The organism is Pyrobaculum calidifontis JCM 11548 (assembly GCF_000015805.1).
GTDB classification, from domain to species: Archaea; Thermoproteota; Thermoprotei; order Thermoproteales; family Thermoproteaceae; genus Pyrobaculum; species Pyrobaculum calidifontis.
In genome coordinates, this window is the sequence record NC_009073.1 from 1,762,696 (window position 1) to 1,783,483 (window position 20,788).

The window sequence follows — 20,788 nt, forward strand, 5'->3', positions numbered from 1 at the left end:
GTCGTATACAAACATCAAAGTTTATTGCCTATTAGGCAGGAAAAAATAGCGTTTCTCACTTTTCCACCGTCGGCTAATCGCTGGCTCATTAATTGTCTACTTAAAACGTTGCCCAGACGACGTTGGTAAAGTATAAATACAATTAATTGGTTGCTTAAACGTGAAGGTGGGCGTCTTGGCGTCGTGGCGTGGGTCGAATTTTAAGGCGATTATGGACCACATACGCCTCGGCGTCCTCCGCGGCGTTGAAGTGCCCGTGTTAATATACAGTGACGAGAATGCGCCGGTTAGAGAGATTGCGGAGAAGTACGGAATGGAGGCGCGCTATGTGCGCCATAGGGGTGTCCCCAGGGCTGTGCGGGAGGAGGAGATGGCTGAGGTTTTAAAGAGCCATGGGGTAGAGGTGGTGGCTTTGGCGGGCTACGACTACATCTTAAGCGGGGGGTTTATATCTAGGTTCCGCCTCGTCCTCAACATACACCCCTCGTTGCTCCCCTTCGCGGGGGGAAAGGGGATGTATGGGCTAAGGGTGCATCAAGAGGTCTTTAGGGCTGGGGTCAAGGTGACGGGGCCCACGGTCCACGTAGTTGACGACTCCGTCGATGGGGGGCCTATAGTTGATCAGTGGCCTGTCTACATCGGCGACGTGTATGCCCTTCCACTTCCCCCCGAGGAGAAGGTGCAGATAATCGCCGACAGAGTGTTGATCTTTGAGCATAGGCTTTACTCGAGGGTCCTACAAGCGGTGGCAGACGGGAGGCTTGAGCTTGTGGAAGAGGTGGTTAAAGTGCCCAGGGTGTATGAAGAGGGGGGCAGGCTGAGGGTGGAGGAGGTGGAGGCGAGGGCGGTCAGGACGGTGCTTAAGGTGGACGAGGCGTGGGAGAGGCAGTGGGCCGAGAGGCAGAGGGCCTATGTGGAATACCAGTTGAAGGAGTGGGAGAGCAGGCTTGGGGGCAGGCTCGCCCTCGTGTTGCCGCCATGGTTACGTGGATGAGCGGCAAGCCGCTTCACGAGAAGACGAAGGAGTGGGCGCGGCGGCATGTACGGCTTTTGGAGGAGGTCGGCGTTACGCCTAAGCTCGCCGTGTTGCTCCTCAACGACGACCCAGTGGAGCTGGAGACTCAGCGGAGGTACGTATCGCTGAAGGCTAGAGACGTGAGAGAGGTGGGGGGCGAGGTGGAGATATACGAGCTCGTGGACGTGCCGCCGGAGAGGCGGAGTAAGGAGGCGCTCTACCTAATAGAGAGGCTGAATAGGAGAGACGACGTAACTGGCATACTTATACAAAAGCCCGTTCCGCCCTTTGTGGATGAAGATCTCCTCTTCCAGAGGCTAAGCCCTGAGAAAGACGTAGACGCGCTGACCCCCGAGAACAAGAAGAGGTTGTTGGCTCTCTTTGACCTAGATCGGGACCTCTTGCCTTGTACCCCCGCTGGCATATTAGAGTTGCTTCAGATGTACGGCGTAGAGGTAAAGGGGAGGGACGTGACGGTGGTGGGGAAGGGTGAGCTAGTGGGCAAGCCTCTCGCAGTCATGCTCATGCAGTTGGACGCCTCAGTCTCCGTGCTCCACGCCTTGACGAGAGACAAGCTCCGCTACGTCAAAGAGGCAGACATCGTCATATCCGCAGTGGGAAGGCCACCTGAGCTGTACCGCGACAACCCCTGGCGCCTCACGGGGGACATGGTCAAGGAGGGCGCCGTGGTGGTGGGTGTTGGGGGGAAGGTGGACCCCGCCACAGGCAAGTGGTACTTCGACGTAGACGAGAAGTCTGTGGCAGAGAAGGCCTCCTACCTAACCCCCAACCTAGGGGGCGTGGGCCTCGCCACCAGGGCCCGTCTGTTGAAAAACTTAATCCGCGCCTCATACAACGTGGCTAGGGCAACTGCCGCGCCTAGACTGTTAAAAGCTTTTTAAGACAAGCCCCCTCTACATTGTGTTTGACAAAGATGCCTTCCTCCGCCTCCTGAGAGAAGATGAGGAGTTTAGATACGCCGTATTGGGCCTACTTGGGCTAGACAAGGTCTTTAAGCGGCTTGAGAAAAACACTAAGGCCATAGCCGCCCTTCAACGCGCAATGGTCAGGCACACCAAGGCGCTAGAGGAGCACACAAGGGCAATAGAGGCACTACAGAAGACGATAGAAGAACACTCAAGGGCGATAAACTCAATGCAGAAGACTTTAGAAGAGCACTCAAGAGTCCTTGAAAGGCATTCTAAGGCGGTAGAGAGTTTACAGAGAGCTGTGGAGGAGCACACTAGAGCTATTGTAGCAATGCAGAAGACCTTGGAGGAGCATTCAAGGGCTATTGAAGGTCTGCAGAGGGCTGTGGAGGAGCACTCCCGTGCCATTATGTCGCTTCAGCAGGCTGTTGATGCGCAATCTGTGGCTATCCGCGAGCTGGCCGCCAAGATGAATGCGCTTGGCACGCGGTGGGGGGTCGTGGCTGAGGAGGCGTTTAGAGAGTCTGTGAAATACTTGGTGGAGGACCTCCTCGGGGCCTACAAGGCCAAGAAGTGGACTTATTACGACGCCGAGGGGCTGGTCTACGGCCACCCCTCCGTCGTTGAAGCAGACCTCCTCGTCAGAGACGGTGAGCACATACTCGTGGAATTTAAATCGTCTGCCGACAGAGCCGATGTGGGGGAGCTATACAAGCTCGGCATCCTATACGAGAGAGTGGCTGGCGTCAAGCCCAAGCTCCTACTAGTGTCGCCAGCGGTGAGGAAGAGGGCGGCTGAGTTGGCCAAGGAGCTCGGCGTTGAGATAAGGGGGGAGGTGGTGGAGTAAACGGCAGAGGCCACACGACTTTTATATCCCCAGGGAAGTCCGCTCGTGAGGTATAGAGACGCAGGCGTTGACTTAGACAAACATAGGCAGTTGCACAAGGCCGCCGCCTCCCTCCTCGGCGGCTACGCCGGCGCCTATACCCGGTGGATAGAGCTGGGGGAGGGGGAGTACGCGCTGCACGTAGACGGCGTGGGGACTAAGGCCCTGTGGCTTCTTCAGGCTGGGCGCCTAGAGGTGGCCGGGTGGGACTGCCTCTTTGTAAATGTAAACGATGTGGTCAGCGACGGGTTTAAGCCCGTTGCGGCCGTGGACTACGTGGCGGTCTCGCCCGGGCTAGAGGATGCCGTGCCGCCCGTGTTCGAGGGCCTGCGTAAGGCGGCCCAGAGGGCCAACGTTGCCGTCTTAGGCGGCGAGACGGCCATAATGCCAGACGTGGTAAACGGAATAGACGTGGTTTGCACAATCTTGGCCAAGAGAGTGGCCGCGCCTAAGAGGCCAGCGCCTGGGGACTACCTAGTGGCTCTAGAGTCCACGGGCCCCCACGCCAACGGCTTCAGTCTCCTCAGGCGGATCTTCAAGCTGGGGGAGAGGCTCTGCGGCTCCACGGTCGAGGACATCCTCCTAGCCCCCGTGGCCGACTACGGCGCCGTAGTCGAAATGTTGAAAGAGGGCGTGGTCAAAGCGGTGGCACACATCACAGGAGGCGCCTTTGCAAAGCTCAAGAGAGTGCTCGGGGACTTGGGGGCGAAGCTAGAGCTGGGCAATCTGCCTTGCTGGGCCGAGGAAGTGGTCAAGAGGGGAGTGCCGCGGGAGGAGGCGTACCGCGTCTTCAACATGGGAGTCGGCATGGTCCTCGTAACAGACACCCCCAACGACGCCTTGAGAAGAGCCGAGGACCTCGGCCTAAGGGCTAGGGTCGTGGGGAGGGTGAAGGAAGAGGGGCCCGTGGCTGTCGACGGCGTAGTATTCCACTGAGGCTAGCCGCCCCCCAGCGCCTTTTGATACGTCACCAAGAGGTCTAGCGCCTCTTCGTACCTCCTCACAAGGTAGAACCGCGCCTCTTCAGCGTCTCCGTATATCACGATGTAGTCCTCCACTATGGAGAGGACTAGGTGCGGCGGGGCCTCGTCGAGGTCGACTATGTCGATGGAGCCGTCTGGGAGGCCCAAGAGGTCCTCCGCCTCTGCGATTAGCCTGGCCAAGTCCATCAACGTCTTCGGCTTGGCGAATTTCACGGCTATGTCTAAGTCGCGTCCACAGCCGCGACGCGCCGTAGATCCGAAGAGGTACGCGTACACCACATCGTGGCGCTTAAACACCTCCCCAAGCCTCACGGCGTCTTCTACACAGGGGTTATTGCCCACGGCCTTTTCGGCCAAGGCAAGCACCTCCGGCATCATCTCCACAAGCTCTTTAAACGAGGCTAGCTCCTTCTCCACAGACACAATGTAGTACCGATGGATAAGCACGTTTCGCATAGAGGCCACTGCGCCTAACCTCTTGGGGTCATAGCCTACCTCGCGCGCGAACTCCTCCAGTAACGCCCTGTAGGTGGGGGGCTTTTCGCCTCGTCTACGCGCCACATATATGGCCGCCAAGTCTATCAACGACTGTGCCACTAACTCGGCAAGTCTCTCCAAGGCGTAGATGTCTGCGCCAGGGGAGGCGAGGCGGGCCCGAAGCTCCTCAGTGTAAAACTTGACGCGAGCCAGTTGCTCTCTAAGTCTCATGTAGTTATGCCGATGTTCCGCAGAATGGCCCAGGTAGAAGTGGCGGGCGCGGGCATGTCCCACCAGTAGACTTGGGCCCTCTTCTTTGAGAGAGCCTCCACGTTTTTCACCACGTTCTCTAAAGTGTCGGCGATTCTTATGAACTTGACCACCGCCACAGGCCTCCCATCCCTTACCTCAAGTGCGACGTCTCTCCCCACTGTGGAGAACTGGCCCGTCTTCACATTCTGATACCGGGTATACCAATTGTTGTGGATGTAGAAGCCGTTTTTCAACTCTGCGAAGAGCTCCTCCAGATCGCCGGAGGCGTCGCCTGCGCCCACTTCCAAGTGGCCGGGGGCAGGCCTGACCAGAGAGCCGAGCGCGTGGCCCGTCGGCTCTGTCCCAAGCGCCGCGGCAGTCCTCCTAGTGTGGAGAAAGCCCCCAAGGACCCCCCTCTCGTATATTGCCACAGGCCTAGGCGGGACGCCCTCTGAGTCAAATGGAGTGAATCCATAGGCCGACGGGTCGTGGGTCTTGTCCACCACGGTTAACGCCGGCGAAGCCACAGCCTTGCCCACGTCGTCTTTGCTGTACCTAGAACCGCCGGAGACGACCTCTAGCCCATTTGCCCAAAAGTGGGCTACCTCGCCCATCAAGTGCCCAAACACGAGGGGTGAGAGGAGGAGGTCCGCCCTACCCGTCTCCACCCGCCTCTGCGGCAGGCCCTTGGCTAAGGAGAGGAGGTGTGCGTTTTGCTCGCCCACATGCTCGGCCTTTATCTCTGCCACTCGCCGCGCCGCCACGGCGCTAGTGGCGGAGAGCTCCCCGAGGAACGAGCGCATGGTCAAGTAGACGCGGTTGACGGAGTAGCGCCCCCTCCGCCCGGCTGTGTCTTCATACTCCACCGTGACGTAGGAGAGGAGGGCCGCCCCCGCGCTCCTCTCTACGCCGTGTGCCCCGTCTATGGCCCTCTTCACGAGGTCGGGCAGTTTCTCAAAGTTGTCTAAAGCCTCATCGTGGTTTATGGGCTGTGGTCCGCCGAGGGGGACGTAGAGGGGGTCCTCTGGCATATTCTCCAAGGCCTTCAAGGCCTCCTCTACCTGGGCCAGGGAGGGGGAGCCGGTGGTGCTGACAAACGTGGTACGCCTCCCCTTGGCCAAGTAGAGGTAGGTGTTTTCCACAGTCCAGCTCTTGAACGCGGTGACTTCGTCGTTGGCGAATCTGACCATGTAGTTCTCTACTCTGGCCTTCGCCACAGCCGCCTCGTCTACCCTATTGGCCAAGAAGCGCATCATACCACTACCCTCAGCCCCCTTGACCTAAATGTGGGCCCTCCCATGGTCACGGGCACCCCCTGCGAGGGATTCCCCTTGCCGCATGTGCCTATAAACAGCTTGAAGTCCTTCCCCACGGCGTCTACGTTCCCCCACAGCTCTGGCGTGTCCACCTCTATGAAGCCCTTGACCGGCTCCTTCAACTCTCCCCCCTCTATTAGGTAGCCCTCGAAGATGCCGTAGCGCCCCGAGTACCTAGTGTCGTTGATATTCCACTCTGTGTAAGAGACGACGTATACCCCCCTCTTTGTGTCTCTGATGATCTCCTCGGGGTCCCAGTCCCCGGGCTCGAGGTATGTGTTAGACATCCTGGGAATAGGCTCTCTGTCGAAGGCCGAGGCTCTCGCCCCGGCGTTGCTGTGGACGCCTATCACCGCGGCGTACTGCCTATTGGTGATAAACTCGGTGGCCCACCCCCCTTGCACAAGCCTCTTAGGCCTAGCCACGACGCCCTCCTCGTCAACTAGGTAGAAGCCGTAGGCCCCCGGCACCGCGGGGTAGTCTGTGATATTTACGAGGTCGCTACCTATCTTCACTCTGAGGTTGCCCGGCCTTATGTAAGACTCCCCCGCCTCGGCCCCCTCTCTCCCGTATATCCTATCTAGCTCAAAGGGGTGGCCAATGGACTCGTGCACAAGTATGCCCGTCATCTCTGGGGCAAAGACCACGTCGTATCTCCCCGGCGAAATGGGCCGGGCACGCTCCAAGAGGTACGACACCTTCTTAGACTCCTCCTCCACCACCTTTTCAGCGCCCCTCAGCGCCTCCGCCGAGGTGCCCCCCAGAAAGACGTCTCGCTGGAGGCTCCCAGAGGGGCCGTGCTTTATAAACATGGCGAAGACGTACACCCGCGGCACTTTGCTGTAGACGTCTGCGCCGTCGCTCGTCGCCACCCACTTCTCAGTAGTCCACACAGAGGCGTAAAACCTACGCACAGTCAAAGACCTGTCGGCATGCTCGTCGAGCCGCTTGGCCAAGTCAAGCGGGTCGAGGTCGATGGGGGGAAGGCTGTACTTCACCACGGCCAAACTCTCCTCGCTGAGTTCCACCGGCCTCTTGCGCAGAGAGCCAGCCGCCTTTGCAAGCTTAACAGCCCGCTCAACGGCCTCTAAAACCGCCGAGGCCTCTGTACTGGGCGCGGCCGCGAAGCCAAGCCCGCCCCCCGCCACCGCCCGCACCCCCACGCCCTCGGACTTAAACCCGGCGGAGAACTCAAACTGCCCATTCCTAAGCCCTGCCCACCTCCCGTAGTCCAACTGCCACCTCACTTCCACATACTTAGCGCCCAGGGAAAGGCCGTACTCCACGGCCCTCCTTAACAACTCTTCCATAGAAGTCACTCCATACCACTATTAATATGTTAGTTCCAACACCTCCTCTCCGCACACGTAGTAATTGCCGTGGACGTAGACGGGCGTGCACGCCAGCGTCTTGTCGCCCAGCTTGTTCTCAACCACGACGCCTAGCCGAGACACAAAAAAGCGCTCCCCCACCTCCACCCTCTCTCTGCCCCAGTAGACGTAGCGCCTCCCGCCCCACTCCTCCACGTACACCACGAGAGGCGACGTGGACAAGGGCTCCACGGCCTTGGCGCCTTTAAACTCTGCCCTCTCCGCGCCCAGAAACCGGCCGTCGAGAGTAATTTTCTTGAGCAGAAGCTCCATGCCCTCGTCGGAGTAGTCAAAATCCGCCACGACGGCCCTATGCGGGTCTAAGACATCCACGTGGTACGACACGCCACAGGGCGCGGAAAAAACGCCGTAGGTCTCTGGCTTAACCACAACCACAAACCCATCGGTACAGTAGAGAGATTTAACATCGGCGAAGGGGTAGGCGTACATGAAGTCCCACTTCCCGCTACATTCCACCTTTTCCACAATACGCCAGCCCTCTGTCTCAAAGACATAGGCATAGTCGCCTCCCACGGCTATTGCATATCTAGCCGGCTTAAACCCATCTGAGTACAAGCCATAGGGCACCAACACCAGGTTAAACTCTCCTACCTCAACGCCGTCTGGCTTAAACAGCCTCGCCCCCCTCACCACCGCCGAGCCGTAGTGCACGCCCCCCTCGACCCAGGGCACCTCAAGAAGAAGGCCCCCGGGCCCCTTGGCCAAGCCCTCCTTAACTACCCACAGCTCCCCCCTTGAATTTCCCACGAGCAACATAGCCAATGGCAGTTGCCAAGGTTAAATAATGCACTGACAACTGGGCCTGCGGGCCCACTAAGAGGGAGTACATAAAGAGTCTCTCTCTTTGTAGCAAGGAGAGAAACACGGCCACGGGCAGAAGCCAGGGCTGAGTAAGACCCATCCCAAAGACGAGAATCATGCCCATGTAGTAAGGCGACGCCGCCACCGCGGCCGCCGTGGCCAAAGCCGCCGCCGACGCCAACTTCCAGGCGCCGTGGCGGATTCCGCTGATAAATACGCCGACGAGAGGCATAAACGCCCACGCCCACTCCAGATATGGCGTGACCCACAGGAGCTGAGGCGCGTACAAATTTACCACGCCCTGAGCCAAGTAGTAGGCGGCGACGACGTAGCCGGCCCTAGACCTAAAAAACAGCGCGTAAACCAGCGGGAGTATAGGCATAAGCCTAAGCCCAACGCCGATATAAGCCGCAGATAAGTCAAGCGCAGTCACTACAAGGGCAACTAGGGCGAGGGGCAGAGATCCCCACAAGCCGAGGTATGCGAATGCCAACACGTACAAGGCGATCATCGCAATATAGCCGCCCCACTGAATTGCGAGAAAGAGGGCGTGTGTAAACTGGTTCTGGGGGACAAAAATCCAGAACCTATTCAGGGTGCGGTTTAGGAGAAATTCGGAGAAGAGAAGGAAAAAGAGCATCGAATTACTTCCTGCGGAACGCCAAGCCGAGCAATATTGCAATAACCGCTATTAGGACGCCGATCACCACCCACGCCCACGTCGGCGAAGTCTCCACAATCTGTGTAGCGGTGACAGTGGTAGGCGCCGCCTGTGTAACAGTCTCAACTCTGGCAGGCGCCGCCGGTCTCTCAAGCGTGAAGCTGATCCAGCCGCTGGTGGCCTTCAGCCCGCCGCGCTCGCCCTTTCCGCCATCCCATGTGGCAAACGCCGCGCTGAAGTCGCTGGCCAGCGAGGACATCAGCGGGTGAACTGACGCAAGCGGCCTAACTATCACCACCTGCCACCTGCCCCCAGCGTATGTGGTATATGCCTGCACTACCTGGGCATTCTGCGGCAGTAGCTCCACTGGCGAAGTGGGAGTTGCCTGTAGGCCAAGTGCCTCTCTCTGTTGCGGCGAAAGGCCGTAGCCAGCGCCCGCCACTAAGTTCTCCACGCCCACACCCGCCTTCCAGTAGATTATATTCACGGGGTTGTCCACGGTGCCCATGCATATGTAGGGCAACTGAGCCCTTGACACTGGGAACTGTATCGCCACGGCGTCTGGGAACACGTCTAATCCACCTGGCGTAGCCACGTCCCTAGTGGAGTCTTGCCACGTCAACAGGAACGCTATATGCGTGGCATTGTACACGGCAGACACGTATACGCTACGCGTCTCCGCCGCCGCGGGCAGTGGATACGTCAACTGTTGCGACGTAAGCGGTACTTCAATAGGCGTGGGCCACACGGGCGCGGCTGGGTCAAGAGGTATATTCCCGTTCACATATTTCACAACCACCGTCGGCGCCTGTGCCGTGATCAATATTACTCCCAGCGCCGCCAACACCACGGCGATGGCTAAGACGGCCCCGTGGAGAAGCCTACCGCCCATCATGGCAACCCCACCACGCCTCTCTGCACTTGGGGCTGGTTTGTGTATCTCTTCGGATTCGTCGGTATGACGAACCTGTCCTCAAATCTCGCAATGGCGAAGAGCCGGTACATCTCCTCAGCGTCGGCCTCAGACAGCCCAGCCTCCTGAAGGGCCGCCTTGGCCTTCTCTGCGAGGCCAGGCTCAGCCACGTTCTTAGCCCTCTCGTAAATTCTCACGGCGAGTAGCTTCTTAAGCGCTTGTTCCACTAGCGCTGTGTCTCCCGCGGTGAACATGTTGGCAAGGTACTGGATGGGTATCCTCAGCTCAGAGACCTTCGGCATTATATCGGTGATCTTTGCACCATATGCGTTCTCATATGTGGTAACAACGGGGCTCAGCGGAGGCACGTAGAAGACCATGGGCAAGGTCCTAAACTCGGGGTGTAGCGGGAAGGCCACCTTCCACACCTTCACCATTTTGTACACAGGCGACCTCCTCGCCGCGGCAATCCAGTCGTCTGGAATCCCAGCCTCCCTCGCCGCCGCCACCACGTTGGGGTCGTAGGGATCTAGAAGCACCTCGTCTGCAAAGCGGCGGACAAGCCTCTTGGGATCCGGCTCGGCGGCTACGTCGAGCACCTTATCTGCGTCGTAGAGCAACACGCCCATGTACCTAATTTTCCCAACGCACGTCAGACTGCATACGGTGGGCTGGCCGGCCTCCACCCGGGGATAGCAGAAGATACATTTCTCAGATTTCCCAGTCTTCCAGTTGTAATACACCTTCTTATAGGGACATGCGGCCACACAGTACCTATACCCACGGCATCTAGTCTGGTCCACGAGCACTATGCCGTCCTCCTCCCTCTTATAAATCGCCTTTCTTGGACATGCGGCGAGGCACGACGGGTTTAGACAGTGGTTGCAAATCCTAGGCAGATACATCATAAACACGTCCTTAAACTGCGTATAGACCGCGCGCTCCGTCTCTGACATATTCACATCCTCCAGTATGTACTCGGTGCCCGCCAAGTCGTCGTTCCAGTTGGGGCCGTACTTCACATCGACGGGCTCGTTTGTTACTAGGGAAATAGGCCTAGCCACAGGCTGTTGCTCCGCCTGCGTCTCTGAGAATAGCACCTCGTAGTCGTAAGTCCACGGGTGATAGTAGTCGTCAAGCCCAGGCGGCTTATAGCTCTTCTTCAACTCGACTCTGAGGACTAGCTTGCCCCCGCTCAGCGCCCAGCCGCCGTTGTACTTGTCTTGGTTCTCCCACTGCCTCGGATAGCCGGGGCCAGGCCGCGTCTCCACGTTGTTCCACCACATGTACTCTGCGCCCTGCCTATTAGTCCATACGTTTTTACACGTGACGCTACACGTGTGGCAGCCAATGCACTTGTCCAAGTTCATTACCATCGCGATCTGGGCGCGCACCCTCATAGCCTCACCCCACTCGCCTTTCTTACTACCACAAGAGTATCCCTATTTACGCCAGTGGGGCCGTAGTAGTTAAAGGAGTAGCTTAGTTGCGCGTAGCCGCCCACCATCTTAGTGGGCTTTAAGTGAGTAATAGTAACGCTGTTGTGAATGCCAGCGCGCTTTCCAGTGGTGGGAGAAAGTGGAACATACACGTGCCTCTCCTGGGCGTGGTACATAATCGCGGTGCCCCTCGGAATCCTGGGACTCACGGCGGCCCTAGCCACAATTACGCCGTTTGCGTTGATCACCTCTATCCAGTCGTTGTCGTTTATGCCAGCCCACTTGGCGTCCTCGTCGTTGAGCCAGACCACCTGCCCACCTCTAAACAGCGTGAGCATAATGAGGTTGTCCCAGTACTCAGAGTGTATGTTCCACTTCCCATGCGGCGTCAAGAAGCGCAACACAAGCCTCCGCTCGCCCCCCACCTCCCTCCTATACTTGGCAGGGTCGTACCAGAAGTCTGACACGCTGGCAAACTTGTTAACAACGTTCACCAACACGACATCCAAAGGCCTCTTATATATGGGGAACGACTCTCCCAACTCCCTAAACCACTCGTGGTCAATGTAGAGGTGCTGCCTTCCCGTCAAAGTGCGCCAAGGCACTAGGCGCTCCGTGTTCACAGTAAACGGCGAATACGTCCTCCCAGGCGCCTCAATGCCGTTCCACACAGGCGACGTCGTGACCCTCCTCGGCTGAGCGACGACGTCGTCAAACGTGATGCGGAGCTCCCTGGCGGGGAGGTCCTTAAGCGAGAGGCCCACCACTCTCTCCAGGTTTGACCACGCCATGTAGGCCACTTCGCCATTGGACTCCGGCGAGATGGCCAAGATGGCTTCGGCGGCCTGTTTATCTAGCTCAATGCTCGGACAGCCTCCTACATTTGCACACTGCGTCTTCACGTAGTCCGAGGTAGGCTGGGACACGCCGTTCCTCTCCCTAAGCCAGCTGTACTGTTCCACTGGCTTAAACGCCGGAATGCCCTTGGCCGATAGGCCCACTGTAACCACCAGCGGCCCCAGCGACACATACATGTCGTACACGTCCCAATACCTCCTCCTCACCAGCGACACGTTCTGCGTAGTCTTGCCTGGTACTACATCCGCCTCGCCCTTCTTCCAGTCCTTCACTTCGCCGTATGGTTGTGCAATTTCCGCCGCCGAGTCGTGCATCAACGGCGTCATAACTACGTCAAAGGCCTCCTGCGGGAGGTACTTAGGCGCCATCTCAGAGAACTTCTTAGCCAACGCCTTGAAGATCTCCCAATCGCTCTTGGCCTCCCACGGCGGATCCACGGCGGGGGTAAACGGGTGGATAAAGGTGTGCATGTCTGTCATAGACAAGTCGTACTTCTCATACCACGTGGCCGTCGGCAGAACCACATCTGCGTACACGGGGGTCGTGGCCATGCGGAAGTCTATTGCCACAAGGAGGTCTAGCTTGCCCTCGGGAGCTGGCCTCACGTTTACCTCTTTCACAAGCTTTGTCCCCACTTCCTCAGCCGTTACGTTGTTGTCTGTGCCAAGTAGGTGCTTGAGGAAGTACTCGTGCCCCTTGGACGAGGAGCCCATGAGGTTGGCCCTCCAGACGAACAGCACCCTGGGCCAATTCTCCGGCGCGTCTGGGTCCTCTATTGCGAATTTGACCTCGCCGCTTTTAAGCATCTCGGCTACCCTCCTAGCCACGTAGGCCGACAGTTGCGCGTCGGGTACCCCCGCCTGCCTCGCCTCTTGCACCAGTCTGCTCCCAAGCTCAATGGGGTTGACGTTGAGAGTTGGGTAAAACGGCAACCAGCCCAGCCTCACCGCGACTACGTTGGCGTCCATCTCATGCATATTGCGCCACTTCTTAGCCCACGGCGCTGGGTAAATCTTGTCAGTGGTTATTGGGTCGTAGCGCCACTGGTCAGTGTGCACGTACCAGTAGCTGGGAGAGTTCTGTTGCCTAGGCGGCCTGACCCAGTCCAGGGCAAAGGCCAGCGTAGACCAGCCGATCAAAGTCCTAATCTTCTCCTGTCCCACATAGTGGGCCCACCCGCCGCCGTTTTTGCCCTGCGTTGCGCCGAGGAACACCAGCAACAGCACAGAGCGGTAAATGATGTCTGCGTGGTACCAGTGGTTTATCCCCGGCCCCACAAAGATCATGGCCCTCCCGCCGCAAGGCGTGGCGTCGTCGCCGAAGAAGGGCGGGTCGCTCGGCTTGCCGAAGACCGGCCTCGAGTAAATTGCGGTGTTCATGAAGTCCCTCGCCACTTGTATGGCCAGCTGCCTAGACACGCCTGTGATGGCCTCCTGCCACGCCGGCGTGAAAGGCTTGGGGTCGTCGTAGCTGGCGGGGTAGTCGCCGCCGAGGTCGCCCCGCCTCACCCCCAGATGGGCCGCCAAGAGGTCGAAGACCGTGGTGACGTACCTATCGCCCACTTTAATGGCCGGGACCTCTCTGACAAACTCCTTTGCGTCAAAGTCGACGGCGAAGAACTTGACCTTCACCTTTTCATACTTCCCAAGCTCCATCACCGAGAGCACAGGGTCGATGTCCCCCTCGCCCCTCGCCGTTATCCCCTTCAGCTGGAGATTCCACTTGCCGCTACCATCCCACCTAAACCCAATAGAGCCGTAGGGCACCGCCAGCGATCCGTCACTCTGCACCACCACAGTCTTCCACTCGGGGTTTTGGCCAACCTTGTCCTTGAGCTCTGGCACGTCTGAGGCCCTTAAGAAGCGGCCATAGGCGTAGGTCCCATCGCCCAGCGGCTCGAGGACGACTAAGAACGGCAAATCGGTGTACCGCCTCGCGTACTCCCTCAGACACTTAATCTGCTTGTCCACGTAGTACTCCTTAAGCGCCACGTGGGCCGCCGCTAGGCCAAACGCGGCGTCTGTGCCAGGGGCCACCGGCACCCACACATCTGCAAATTTCACATGTTCGCTGTAGTCTGGGCTTACCACGGCCACCTTAGCCCCCCTGTACCTGGCCTGGGTGTACATCTGTGCGTCGGGGGTACGAGTCATGGGGAGGTTCGTCCCCCACACAATCATGTACTGGGCGTGGAACCAGTCTGCGCTCTCTGGCACATCGGTTTGCTCGCCCCACATCTGGGGGCTGGCCGGCGGGAGGTCTGCATACCAGTCGTAAAAGGAGCCCATGACGCCGCCGATGAGCTCTATAAATCTGGCGCCCGCGGCGTAGCTCACAGGCGACATCGCCGGGATTGGGGTAAAGCCGTAGATCCTGTCAGGCCCATACTTCTTAATTGTATATATCAAGGCGGCGGCAATTAGCTCCAGCGCCTCGTCCCAGCTCACCCGGCGCCAGCCCGCCTTGCCCCTCGCCCGCTGATACGCCCGGCGGTTGTTGGGATCTTCCACAATCCTCCTCCAAGCCTCCACAGGGTCCCCAGTCTCCTGCTTAAACCTCCTATACATGTCCATCAACACCCCCCTCACGTAGGGGTACTTCACCCTAAGCGGCGAGTAGACGTACCAGGAAAAGCTCGCACCCCTTGGGCACCCCCTAGGCTCGTAGTTGGGAATGTCGGGAGATATGTCGGGGTAGTCCGTGGCCTGAAGCTCCCACACAATCAAGCCGTCTTTGACGTAGACATTCCACGAACAAGACCCCGTACAGTTCACGCCGTGGGTAGAGCGGGCAACCTTGTCGTACTGCCACCTCCTCCTGTACATATCCTCCCACGACCTGTCGGGGTACTGGAGGCGGGCGTCTACAAACTGCGCCAGGGGCTTTAGATACTGAAGGTTCTGAGCCAGCGCCAACAAGCCCGCCGAGGCGCCCAGCGCGGCGGTAGTGGATATAAGCCGCCTACGCGTGATTTGCATATGTACAAGGACTGGGCGGCTCTAAAGCGTTACAAGCGAGAAAGGGAAAGAGGAAAAATCGGGGTTTTTCCGACGAATCCCCTTTTTAACCCCTAAGCGCCTTGGGCAACCCCTTCACTATGTAGATTAGGAAGACGGCTATGCCCGCGGCGGCCACTATGTCGCCAATCATCCTCAGCCACACAAATGTTTGCACGTCTGGGCGCATCCAGAAGGCGGGGGTCCCGTCTGGGGCAAAAATGGCCTTAGAGGCCCAGTAGCCCCACTGCGTCGTCGTTGTAAACTGGGCCGTTGCGAGCAACATGAGCGACAAGAGCACCTGTATGTAGAAGCCGACTGCCATGACCACCACAGCCACCCTAAGCCTCTTCAACTGTGCCGCGGAGAAGGCACCGGCGAGGGTAAAGGCCACTACCCACATAAGCATGGACGGAACGCCGTAGGCCAGCGGCATGGCCAAGTGGGCGTGGACCATGGTGGCCTGGCTGCCGTGGAGGTAGTAGTTTATTACCGGCATATTTATGAGGCCTGCTCCAAACGCCACAACGCCGACGGCTCCGCCAAACGCCGCGACTAAGACAAAGGTCAGCAGAGTCTTCTGCAACTCTGTCTTGTACTCGCCCCTCCTCCACAGCACCAGGGCATAGGCAATGAGGAAGCCTATGGGCAAGACCTCTAAAGTGGACATGACGGCGCCTACGTACATCCAGAGAGTGGGCTGGCCGCCCCAGTAGTAGTGGTGCGCCGTGCCTATCATGCCCGTGGCTATTTCAAGCGTCGCATCTAGCCCAGCCGCCGCCACGGCCATCTTTGGTGGAACCATGCCCGCTATCACTAAGAGGATGAGGAGTATGGGTATCACTATGGCGGGCCAGAAGCCCTCCACGAAGGAGTGTATCAAGATCCAGCGGAAGTACTCGTCGATTGTGAAGTGAGGCCACGGCGCCACCACCGGCAGCGCCCCCACAACGGCGCCGAACGCGGTGCCGCCGAGCGCAATCGCCAGTATCTTCACCAGCGGCTGTATGGGCTCCGGCGAAGTCTTCGAAGCCCTCCACACAGCGGCCGATAGGTAGAAGAGGAGGGCCGCAATTAGGAGGAGCCAGAAGGTGCCTTGGTTAACCACGGGCCGCCCCTGTGAGCCAAAGATAAACCACCACGGGTCCGGGATTAGCTGGAGGTAAGACGCCCAGACCCCGAGCAGCACGCCCAGAGCCGCGAAGGCCCCGGCGCCCAATATGGCCAAGGCCCTGGCCTTGGACAATTGCACGCCGAGGTAGGGCAAGACAAACAGCGCGAAGGACACCCAAGTCACCACGATCCAGAGAATGGCCAAGTTGTAGTGCAGAGCCCTAGCCACGTTGAACGGCAACACGGAGTTAATTCCAGCAATCCCGTAGAGAGAGGTGGGCTCTGTGTACTTGTGCATTAGGTAGCCGCCCAGTAGTCCCTGTATTGAGAGCCCCAACACGGCGAGTGCCATGCCGAGGAGGGCCACCCTCTGCGCGGGGCCCGGAGGCGGGAGGTCGAGGGCGATGCGCGGCTCTCTCCAGTAGTCCAAGAACTTTATAATTATGTAACCCGCCAGCGGCATTATGGCCAGCAACAACACGAAGAAAGTGACCCAGGTGGAGGTCGTCACGTGGATATTCGGCGACAAGATGCCAGGCATGTAGGGGAACCCATTGGTGTAGTTAGCCATGGCCACCAACACGCCCCAGGTAAAGAAAGCAGCAATCTTCCTGACCTCATCTCTGTTGGTTATGAGGTTGGGCCTCAGCCCCACCTCCTCCGCCCTTGGCCCAAAGTACTGGGCGTAGAACTCTACCACGTCGTTGAAGGCCTTGCCGAACTCGTCGCTTACCACAAAGGTCCCAGAGGGCGACGAGGCGAAGGCGTACGGCGGCGCCTCCACCCTAGGCGTCATGAGGCGCCTCACGTCCTCGAAGGCGGCCCCCCTCAAGTTGGCAATCTTGTCCGCATATATCTTCATGGTGTAGGCCACATAGTCAATGCCGAAGTAGCCCCCGAAGCCCAAGAAAGAGCCGTAGTCCAGTAGGCCGTACTTCTGAGCCAGCCTCTTGCCCTCAATCACGTCGTTGCCCGTGAAAAGCACAGCCCCGCTCTTAGTCACCACCTTGTCCGGGATTGGAGGCATGTTGTAGAAAGTCCACACGGCCATGGCCAAATACACCACGTACACCAGCACCGTCACTCCCAACACCAGGAGAGACCACCCGTTTCTCATGGCCCACACCTACCTTGGAAGAGAAAAGCGCAGTGGTTACACCCCTTAACCCCACTATTTAAAAACTGTCCAAATAGGGCCGTGGACCCCGTACAAGCAATCTACATCACAATAGCGAGGGCCCTGGACCAGCCCGAGAAGGCGCTTGAGGCAAGGCGCGACGTGGAGGAACTGGCCCACGCCCTGGGGCTGGAGGAGGTGGCCCAGTTCTTCAAAGAGGCTGAGGGCATAGATGTGGAAGACCACCGCATATCTCTCTTCGAACTTGCGCCCAAGTGCCCCCCATACGCCGGGTATTACGCGCTTGGGGAAGACAGTAGGGAGAGGGGGTGGTACATGCACCAAATCCTGACCTATTACAGAGCCTTTGGCTTCGACATGGACGTGAGGCGGGAGCTCCCGGACTACCTCCCCGCCATGTTAGAATTCCTCGCCGTGTCAAGGAACGTGGACGACCTAGGCAGAAAGCTGATGAGGAAGGACTTCTACAGGAGGTTTATAAAGCCCTGGCTAGACAAGTTTGTCCAATGTCTAGAAAAACAAAAGAGCCCCTACAGACACCTGGCCCACGCCCTTGTAAAACTGTTAAAAGAAGATTTTGAGACTACTGAGACTACTTGAACTCTTCCCTCGCCAGGTAGTACAAGTACGCCATCACTGCCACTATAGACAAGGCGAATACGCCGGTCCAAACGGCGCTCTGCAACATCCACGTCCTTTCCACTGGGTCCTCTCTTAGTGCCGTTAAATCCCTTGGGCTATTGGCAAATGTATTGTACACACCGTTAATGTATGTCAAGCCGTAGTTTAACAAGACCATTCCAATGGCCACAATAAGCGCCAATATGAGTAACGCAGTGGCCCTATTCATGGCCCTCCCTCTTAGAAATCTCCATGTAATACTGCACGGCCATAATCCCAATTATAAACGACGCCGCGGCTAACTGGCCAGCGGCCACACGCTGGTAGAGGACTCCCTTCTCCACCCAGGCGGGGTCGGGCGGGAAAGAGGCCGCGGAGTAGTAGGCCATAATTATGTTGGCGGTATAGGCAAAGAGTGCAAGCAGAGCAAGCACAGATATTAGCCCCACTGCGGTAGACGCGGCCCTGCTAACGTAGCCTAGCGCGAACACCAACACGGCCGCCGGCACGGCGATGCCAGCCGTCAGCCAGGCAAGGACTGTGGGCTCCATACTCACCCAACGGGGGTAGGAGTGCCTACGTATGGCACAGCGCTGTCAGGGGGCACCACAATCCTTGTAAACGGCGTAATCTGCTTAGGTATGTCGACTATGAAGCCCAGCACTGTGCCATAGCCAATCACGGCCATGTACAATATGGCGATCAATATCCAAACCCACCGCTCAGACACCGACACGCCGCCCCTTCTGTCGAGCAGAGGCACAACTAGCGCAAAGAGCACCAATAGGAATGGGAGACCCACAGATATGAAGGGATCAATCATTTTCACATAGGTGTAGTACCACATGACAGGCCAAGGCGGCCGCACACCCGTCGGCACTCCTTGGCCAGGCGCCCAGGGCTCCAGCAGCGGCTGGGGGAAGAAGGCCACCAGCAACAATAGGAATGATATCTGTAGAAACACTTGGCCAACCATAAGCGCAAATCTGTGGGGGTAGAAGGGCTCTTTGTCCTCCACCATCTTCTGCCTAAGCGCCTCGTTTTTCACTGGGGGAGGCGACACGCCGCCGTATAAAATGCCCTGGATCTTCAAGCCCAAGAGGATCAAGATCACCGCTGGCACTATGAGGATGTGTAAGACGTATACCATCTTGACCACCTCGTTTGTGGGATAGTTAGAGCCCAGTAGGGCAATTATGGTACCCCCCACGGGGATGCCCAAGTAGTCGAAGTAGCGGAAGAGGTTAAGCCCAATCATGAGCGCCAAAATGCCGTCGAGGTGGAGCGGGAGTATATAGCCCAGCACCGCCTGGTTTATGGTGAGGACACCCAACAAGACGCCGAGGAACCACAAGGCGCCCCCTCCCCTCCTCTTATACGCGCCTAGGACAAACTTTGCGAAGAAGTGCACAAGCGCCGCCATTATCATGAGGTAAGCCGCCCAGAGGTGGAACTGCCGCAGGATAAAGCCGAACGGGGTGAGATACACAATCTTGTACACGCTTAGATATGACCCTGTGGCGCTCACTTCGCCGCCTTCTACGCCGTAGAGCTGATCCCACTTCATTATGGCAGAGGCAGGTATCTGCCGCACATCGAGCGAGGGGGTGTACAAGAGGGCTAGGAAGAAGCCGGTGAGGGCCAGGAGGAAGAAGCTCACAGCGGCTACGTCGCCGAACCAGTAGAGCGGGTTTATGTTGGAGTAGCGGGGCACCGGGTGTTCTAAGAACTCCTTTAAGTGGAAGCGCTCCAGGATCAACTCCCAGAGCTTAACCAGCGCCCTCATATGTGCGCCACGAGGGGATACACTACTCCATCTTTCACCGCCACCACGATAGACCTAAGCGATCTAACAGCTGGGCCGCCAGATACGTACATTTCGAGAAATCTGGCGTTGCCGCACCCCTCCGGCTTGTTGCACACGGTGAACACGCTTCCGTGACATGGACAATTAAAGCCTGTGAGATACTTACCCCCCATGACGTTGAGAGGACAGCCGAAGTGTGTACAAATTGCCACGTAGGCCGCTGGGTACTCTTTTCCGTCTGTTGCTCTGATTAATCCGAAGACGGCTGGGATAGCCATGCTGTTTACGCGTATCAGCTTAAACACGGGGCCGTTGCGCAACTCGTCCAAGGGGACGCCGAGCTCCTTCGGGCAAGAATTCACATCTTTGCATATCTCCACTTTTACGGCGCCGGTGGTCTCCGGCTTTACGTATCCAGCCCTTCCATCAATAATTGACGCGACTAGGGGAGTCGCCAACATGCCCGCGCCCACTGCTGCCGTGGTGCCAATGAGGATCTTTATAGTGTTCCGTCTATTCTCGTCGACCATATTACTTCGAGGCGGCCATTTTCAGCATTTCTACTAGGGCTGGGACGTATTCCTTGTCCCATTGGTCGCCGTAGAGGGACTTGTAGGCGGCTATCTGCGCAGTCATTGTTGTTGCGTCTCGTGGGGGCTGGGTGAGGAATTTGGCCAACAGCTCCGCAGCCTTGGCAGGGTCTGAGGCGGGGTTTTGAAGGCCGTTGTCCCGGTAGAATTTCCCAAGCCACTGTGTGTCAGAGAAGAGGGCCTTACTCAAGTCCGGCCCCACATTCCCCCCAGACACGCCAAGAGACTTAATCGAGTGACAAGCCACACACCCCACATCCTTGAAATAGGAAAGGCCCTTGTTGGCCAACTCGGCGTTGTAAGAAACAGACGGCCCACCCGCAGGCGGGCCCGATGTCTGAGTCTGCTGAGTCTGAGTAGCAGTCTGCGGGGGCTGTGCGGTAGCGGCTGGTGGAGGTGCTCCAAGGCCTAGTAGTGAGAATGCGGTGGCAACGGCTATTATCACCGCGCTTAGTACTATTAACAGAGAGATCCAAGGTAACCCCTTGGACGGAGGAGTTGCCAGCCGAGTTGTTAGCATAAAGCACCGAATTGAACCGTTTTTAAACATTGTAACCGAAAAAGTTTTTGACTATTACATTTTCGCCTTTAACGTTTAAAAA

19 protein-coding genes are annotated in these 20,788 nt (G+C 57.9%); 5 read left to right on the top strand and 14 right to left on the bottom strand.

The features are described from left to right. Nucleotides 1-160 precede the first annotated feature (160 nt). From purN to PCAL_RS10045, 4 genes are read left to right on the top strand one after another with little or no spacing between them, the layout of a single operon-like run. The gene (gene purN / locus PCAL_RS10030; protein WP_011850570.1) at nt 161-994 is read left to right on the top strand and encodes a phosphoribosylglycinamide formyltransferase; all 834 of its coding nucleotides are present in this window, start codon (nt 161-163) and stop codon (nt 992-994) included. Continuing rightward, nucleotides 979-1,917 carry a bifunctional 5,10-methylenetetrahydrofolate dehydrogenase/5,10-methenyltetrahydrofolate cyclohydrolase gene (locus tag PCAL_RS10035; protein ID WP_193322687.1) on the top strand — a complete coding sequence of 313 codons (939 nt, stop codon included), beginning with the start codon at nt 979-981 and terminating at the stop codon, nt 1,915-1,917. The genes purN and PCAL_RS10035 overlap by 16 nt, the downstream gene beginning before the upstream one ends. A gap of 19 nt (nt 1,918-1,936) precedes the next feature. Further along, nucleotides 1,937-2,791: a PD-(D/E)XK nuclease family protein gene (locus PCAL_RS10040; protein WP_011850572.1), complete on the top strand. Its 855-nt coding sequence runs from the start codon at nt 1,937-1,939 to the stop codon at nt 2,789-2,791. 45 nt (nt 2,792-2,836) lie between these two features. After that, on the top strand, nt 2,837-3,766 hold the full coding sequence (locus tag PCAL_RS10045) for a phosphoribosylformylglycinamidine cyclo-ligase (RefSeq protein WP_011850573.1): 930 nt from the start codon (nt 2,837-2,839) through the stop codon (nt 3,764-3,766). A gap of 2 nt (nt 3,767-3,768) precedes the next feature. On the opposite strand, the gene PCAL_RS10050 is transcribed toward PCAL_RS10045, so the two are convergent. The 9 genes from PCAL_RS10050 to PCAL_RS10090 form a co-directional block, all read right to left on the bottom strand. Continuing rightward, nucleotides 3,769-4,521 carry a HepT-like ribonuclease domain-containing protein gene (locus PCAL_RS10050; protein WP_011850574.1) on the bottom strand — a complete coding sequence of 251 codons (753 nt, stop codon included), beginning with the start codon at nt 4,519-4,521 and terminating at the stop codon, nt 3,769-3,771. Beyond that, nucleotides 4,518-5,798: a TldD/PmbA family protein gene (locus PCAL_RS10055; RefSeq protein WP_011850575.1), complete on the bottom strand. Its 1,281-nt coding sequence runs from the start codon at nt 5,796-5,798 to the stop codon at nt 4,518-4,520. The genes PCAL_RS10050 and PCAL_RS10055 overlap by 4 nt, the downstream gene beginning before the upstream one ends. Then, the gene (locus PCAL_RS10060) at nt 5,795-7,168 is read right to left on the bottom strand and encodes a TldD/PmbA family protein (protein WP_011850576.1); all 1,374 of its coding nucleotides are present in this window, start codon (nt 7,166-7,168) and stop codon (nt 5,795-5,797) included. The genes PCAL_RS10055 and PCAL_RS10060 overlap by 4 nt, the downstream gene beginning before the upstream one ends. Before the next feature lie 21 nt (nt 7,169-7,189). Next, complete coding sequence (locus tag PCAL_RS10065; RefSeq protein WP_193322688.1) at nt 7,190-8,005, bottom strand: hypothetical protein; 816 nt, start codon at nt 8,003-8,005, stop codon at nt 7,190-7,192. After that, entirely contained in the window at nt 7,962-8,690 is a 729-nt protein-coding gene (locus PCAL_RS10070; RefSeq protein WP_011850578.1) for a hypothetical protein, read from the bottom strand. The genes PCAL_RS10065 and PCAL_RS10070 overlap by 44 nt, the downstream gene beginning before the upstream one ends. 4 nt (nt 8,691-8,694) lie before the next feature. Continuing rightward, nucleotides 8,695-9,606, bottom strand: a complete 912-nt coding sequence (locus tag PCAL_RS10075) for an ethylbenzene dehydrogenase-related protein (protein ID WP_011850579.1) — start codon at nt 9,604-9,606, stop codon at nt 8,695-8,697. Further along, a complete protein-coding gene (narH, locus tag PCAL_RS10080; RefSeq protein ID WP_011850580.1) occupies nt 9,603-11,024 on the bottom strand; it encodes a nitrate reductase subunit beta in 1,422 nt (473 codons plus the stop codon). The genes PCAL_RS10075 and narH overlap by 4 nt, the downstream gene beginning before the upstream one ends. Then, a complete protein-coding gene (locus PCAL_RS10085) occupies nt 11,021-14,899 on the bottom strand; it encodes a nitrate reductase subunit alpha (protein WP_193322689.1) in 3,879 nt (1,292 codons plus the stop codon). The genes narH and PCAL_RS10085 overlap by 4 nt, the downstream gene beginning before the upstream one ends. Before the next feature lie 85 nt (nt 14,900-14,984). Continuing rightward, the gene (locus tag PCAL_RS10090) at nt 14,985-17,147 is read right to left on the bottom strand and encodes a nitric-oxide reductase large subunit (RefSeq protein WP_011850582.1); all 2,163 of its coding nucleotides are present in this window, start codon (nt 17,145-17,147) and stop codon (nt 14,985-14,987) included. A gap of 81 nt (nt 17,148-17,228) precedes the next feature. On the opposite strand from PCAL_RS10090, the gene narJ reads away from it, so the two are divergent. Beyond that, on the top strand, nt 17,229-17,768 hold the full coding sequence (gene narJ, locus PCAL_RS10095) for a nitrate reductase molybdenum cofactor assembly chaperone (RefSeq protein ID WP_011850583.1): 540 nt from the start codon (nt 17,229-17,231) through the stop codon (nt 17,766-17,768). On the opposite strand, the gene PCAL_RS10100 is transcribed toward narJ, so the two are convergent. Genes PCAL_RS10100 through PCAL_RS10120 form a run of 5 tightly spaced genes read right to left on the bottom strand, consistent with a single transcriptional unit; the run spans nt 17,761 to nt 20,706 of the window. Beyond that, a complete protein-coding gene (locus tag PCAL_RS10100) occupies nt 17,761-18,018 on the bottom strand; it encodes a hypothetical protein (protein WP_011850584.1) in 258 nt (85 codons plus the stop codon). The two genes, narJ and PCAL_RS10100, sit on opposite strands and share 8 nt — an antisense overlap. Next, nucleotides 18,011-18,340, bottom strand: a complete 330-nt coding sequence (locus tag PCAL_RS10105; RefSeq protein WP_011850585.1) for a hypothetical protein — start codon at nt 18,338-18,340, stop codon at nt 18,011-18,013. The genes PCAL_RS10100 and PCAL_RS10105 overlap by 8 nt, the downstream gene beginning before the upstream one ends. A gap of 2 nt (nt 18,341-18,342) precedes the next feature. Next, nucleotides 18,343-19,575: a cytochrome b gene (locus tag PCAL_RS10110; protein ID WP_011850586.1), complete on the bottom strand. Its 1,233-nt coding sequence runs from the start codon at nt 19,573-19,575 to the stop codon at nt 18,343-18,345. After that, entirely contained in the window at nt 19,572-20,126 is a 555-nt protein-coding gene (locus tag PCAL_RS10115; RefSeq protein ID WP_011850587.1) for a QcrA and Rieske domain-containing protein, read from the bottom strand. The genes PCAL_RS10110 and PCAL_RS10115 overlap by 4 nt, the downstream gene beginning before the upstream one ends. 1 nt (nt 20,127) lies before the next feature. Next, nucleotides 20,128-20,706 carry a cytochrome c family protein gene (locus PCAL_RS10120; protein WP_011850588.1) on the bottom strand — a complete coding sequence of 193 codons (579 nt, stop codon included), beginning with the start codon at nt 20,704-20,706 and terminating at the stop codon, nt 20,128-20,130. Nucleotides 20,707-20,788: the final 82 nt, after the last annotated feature.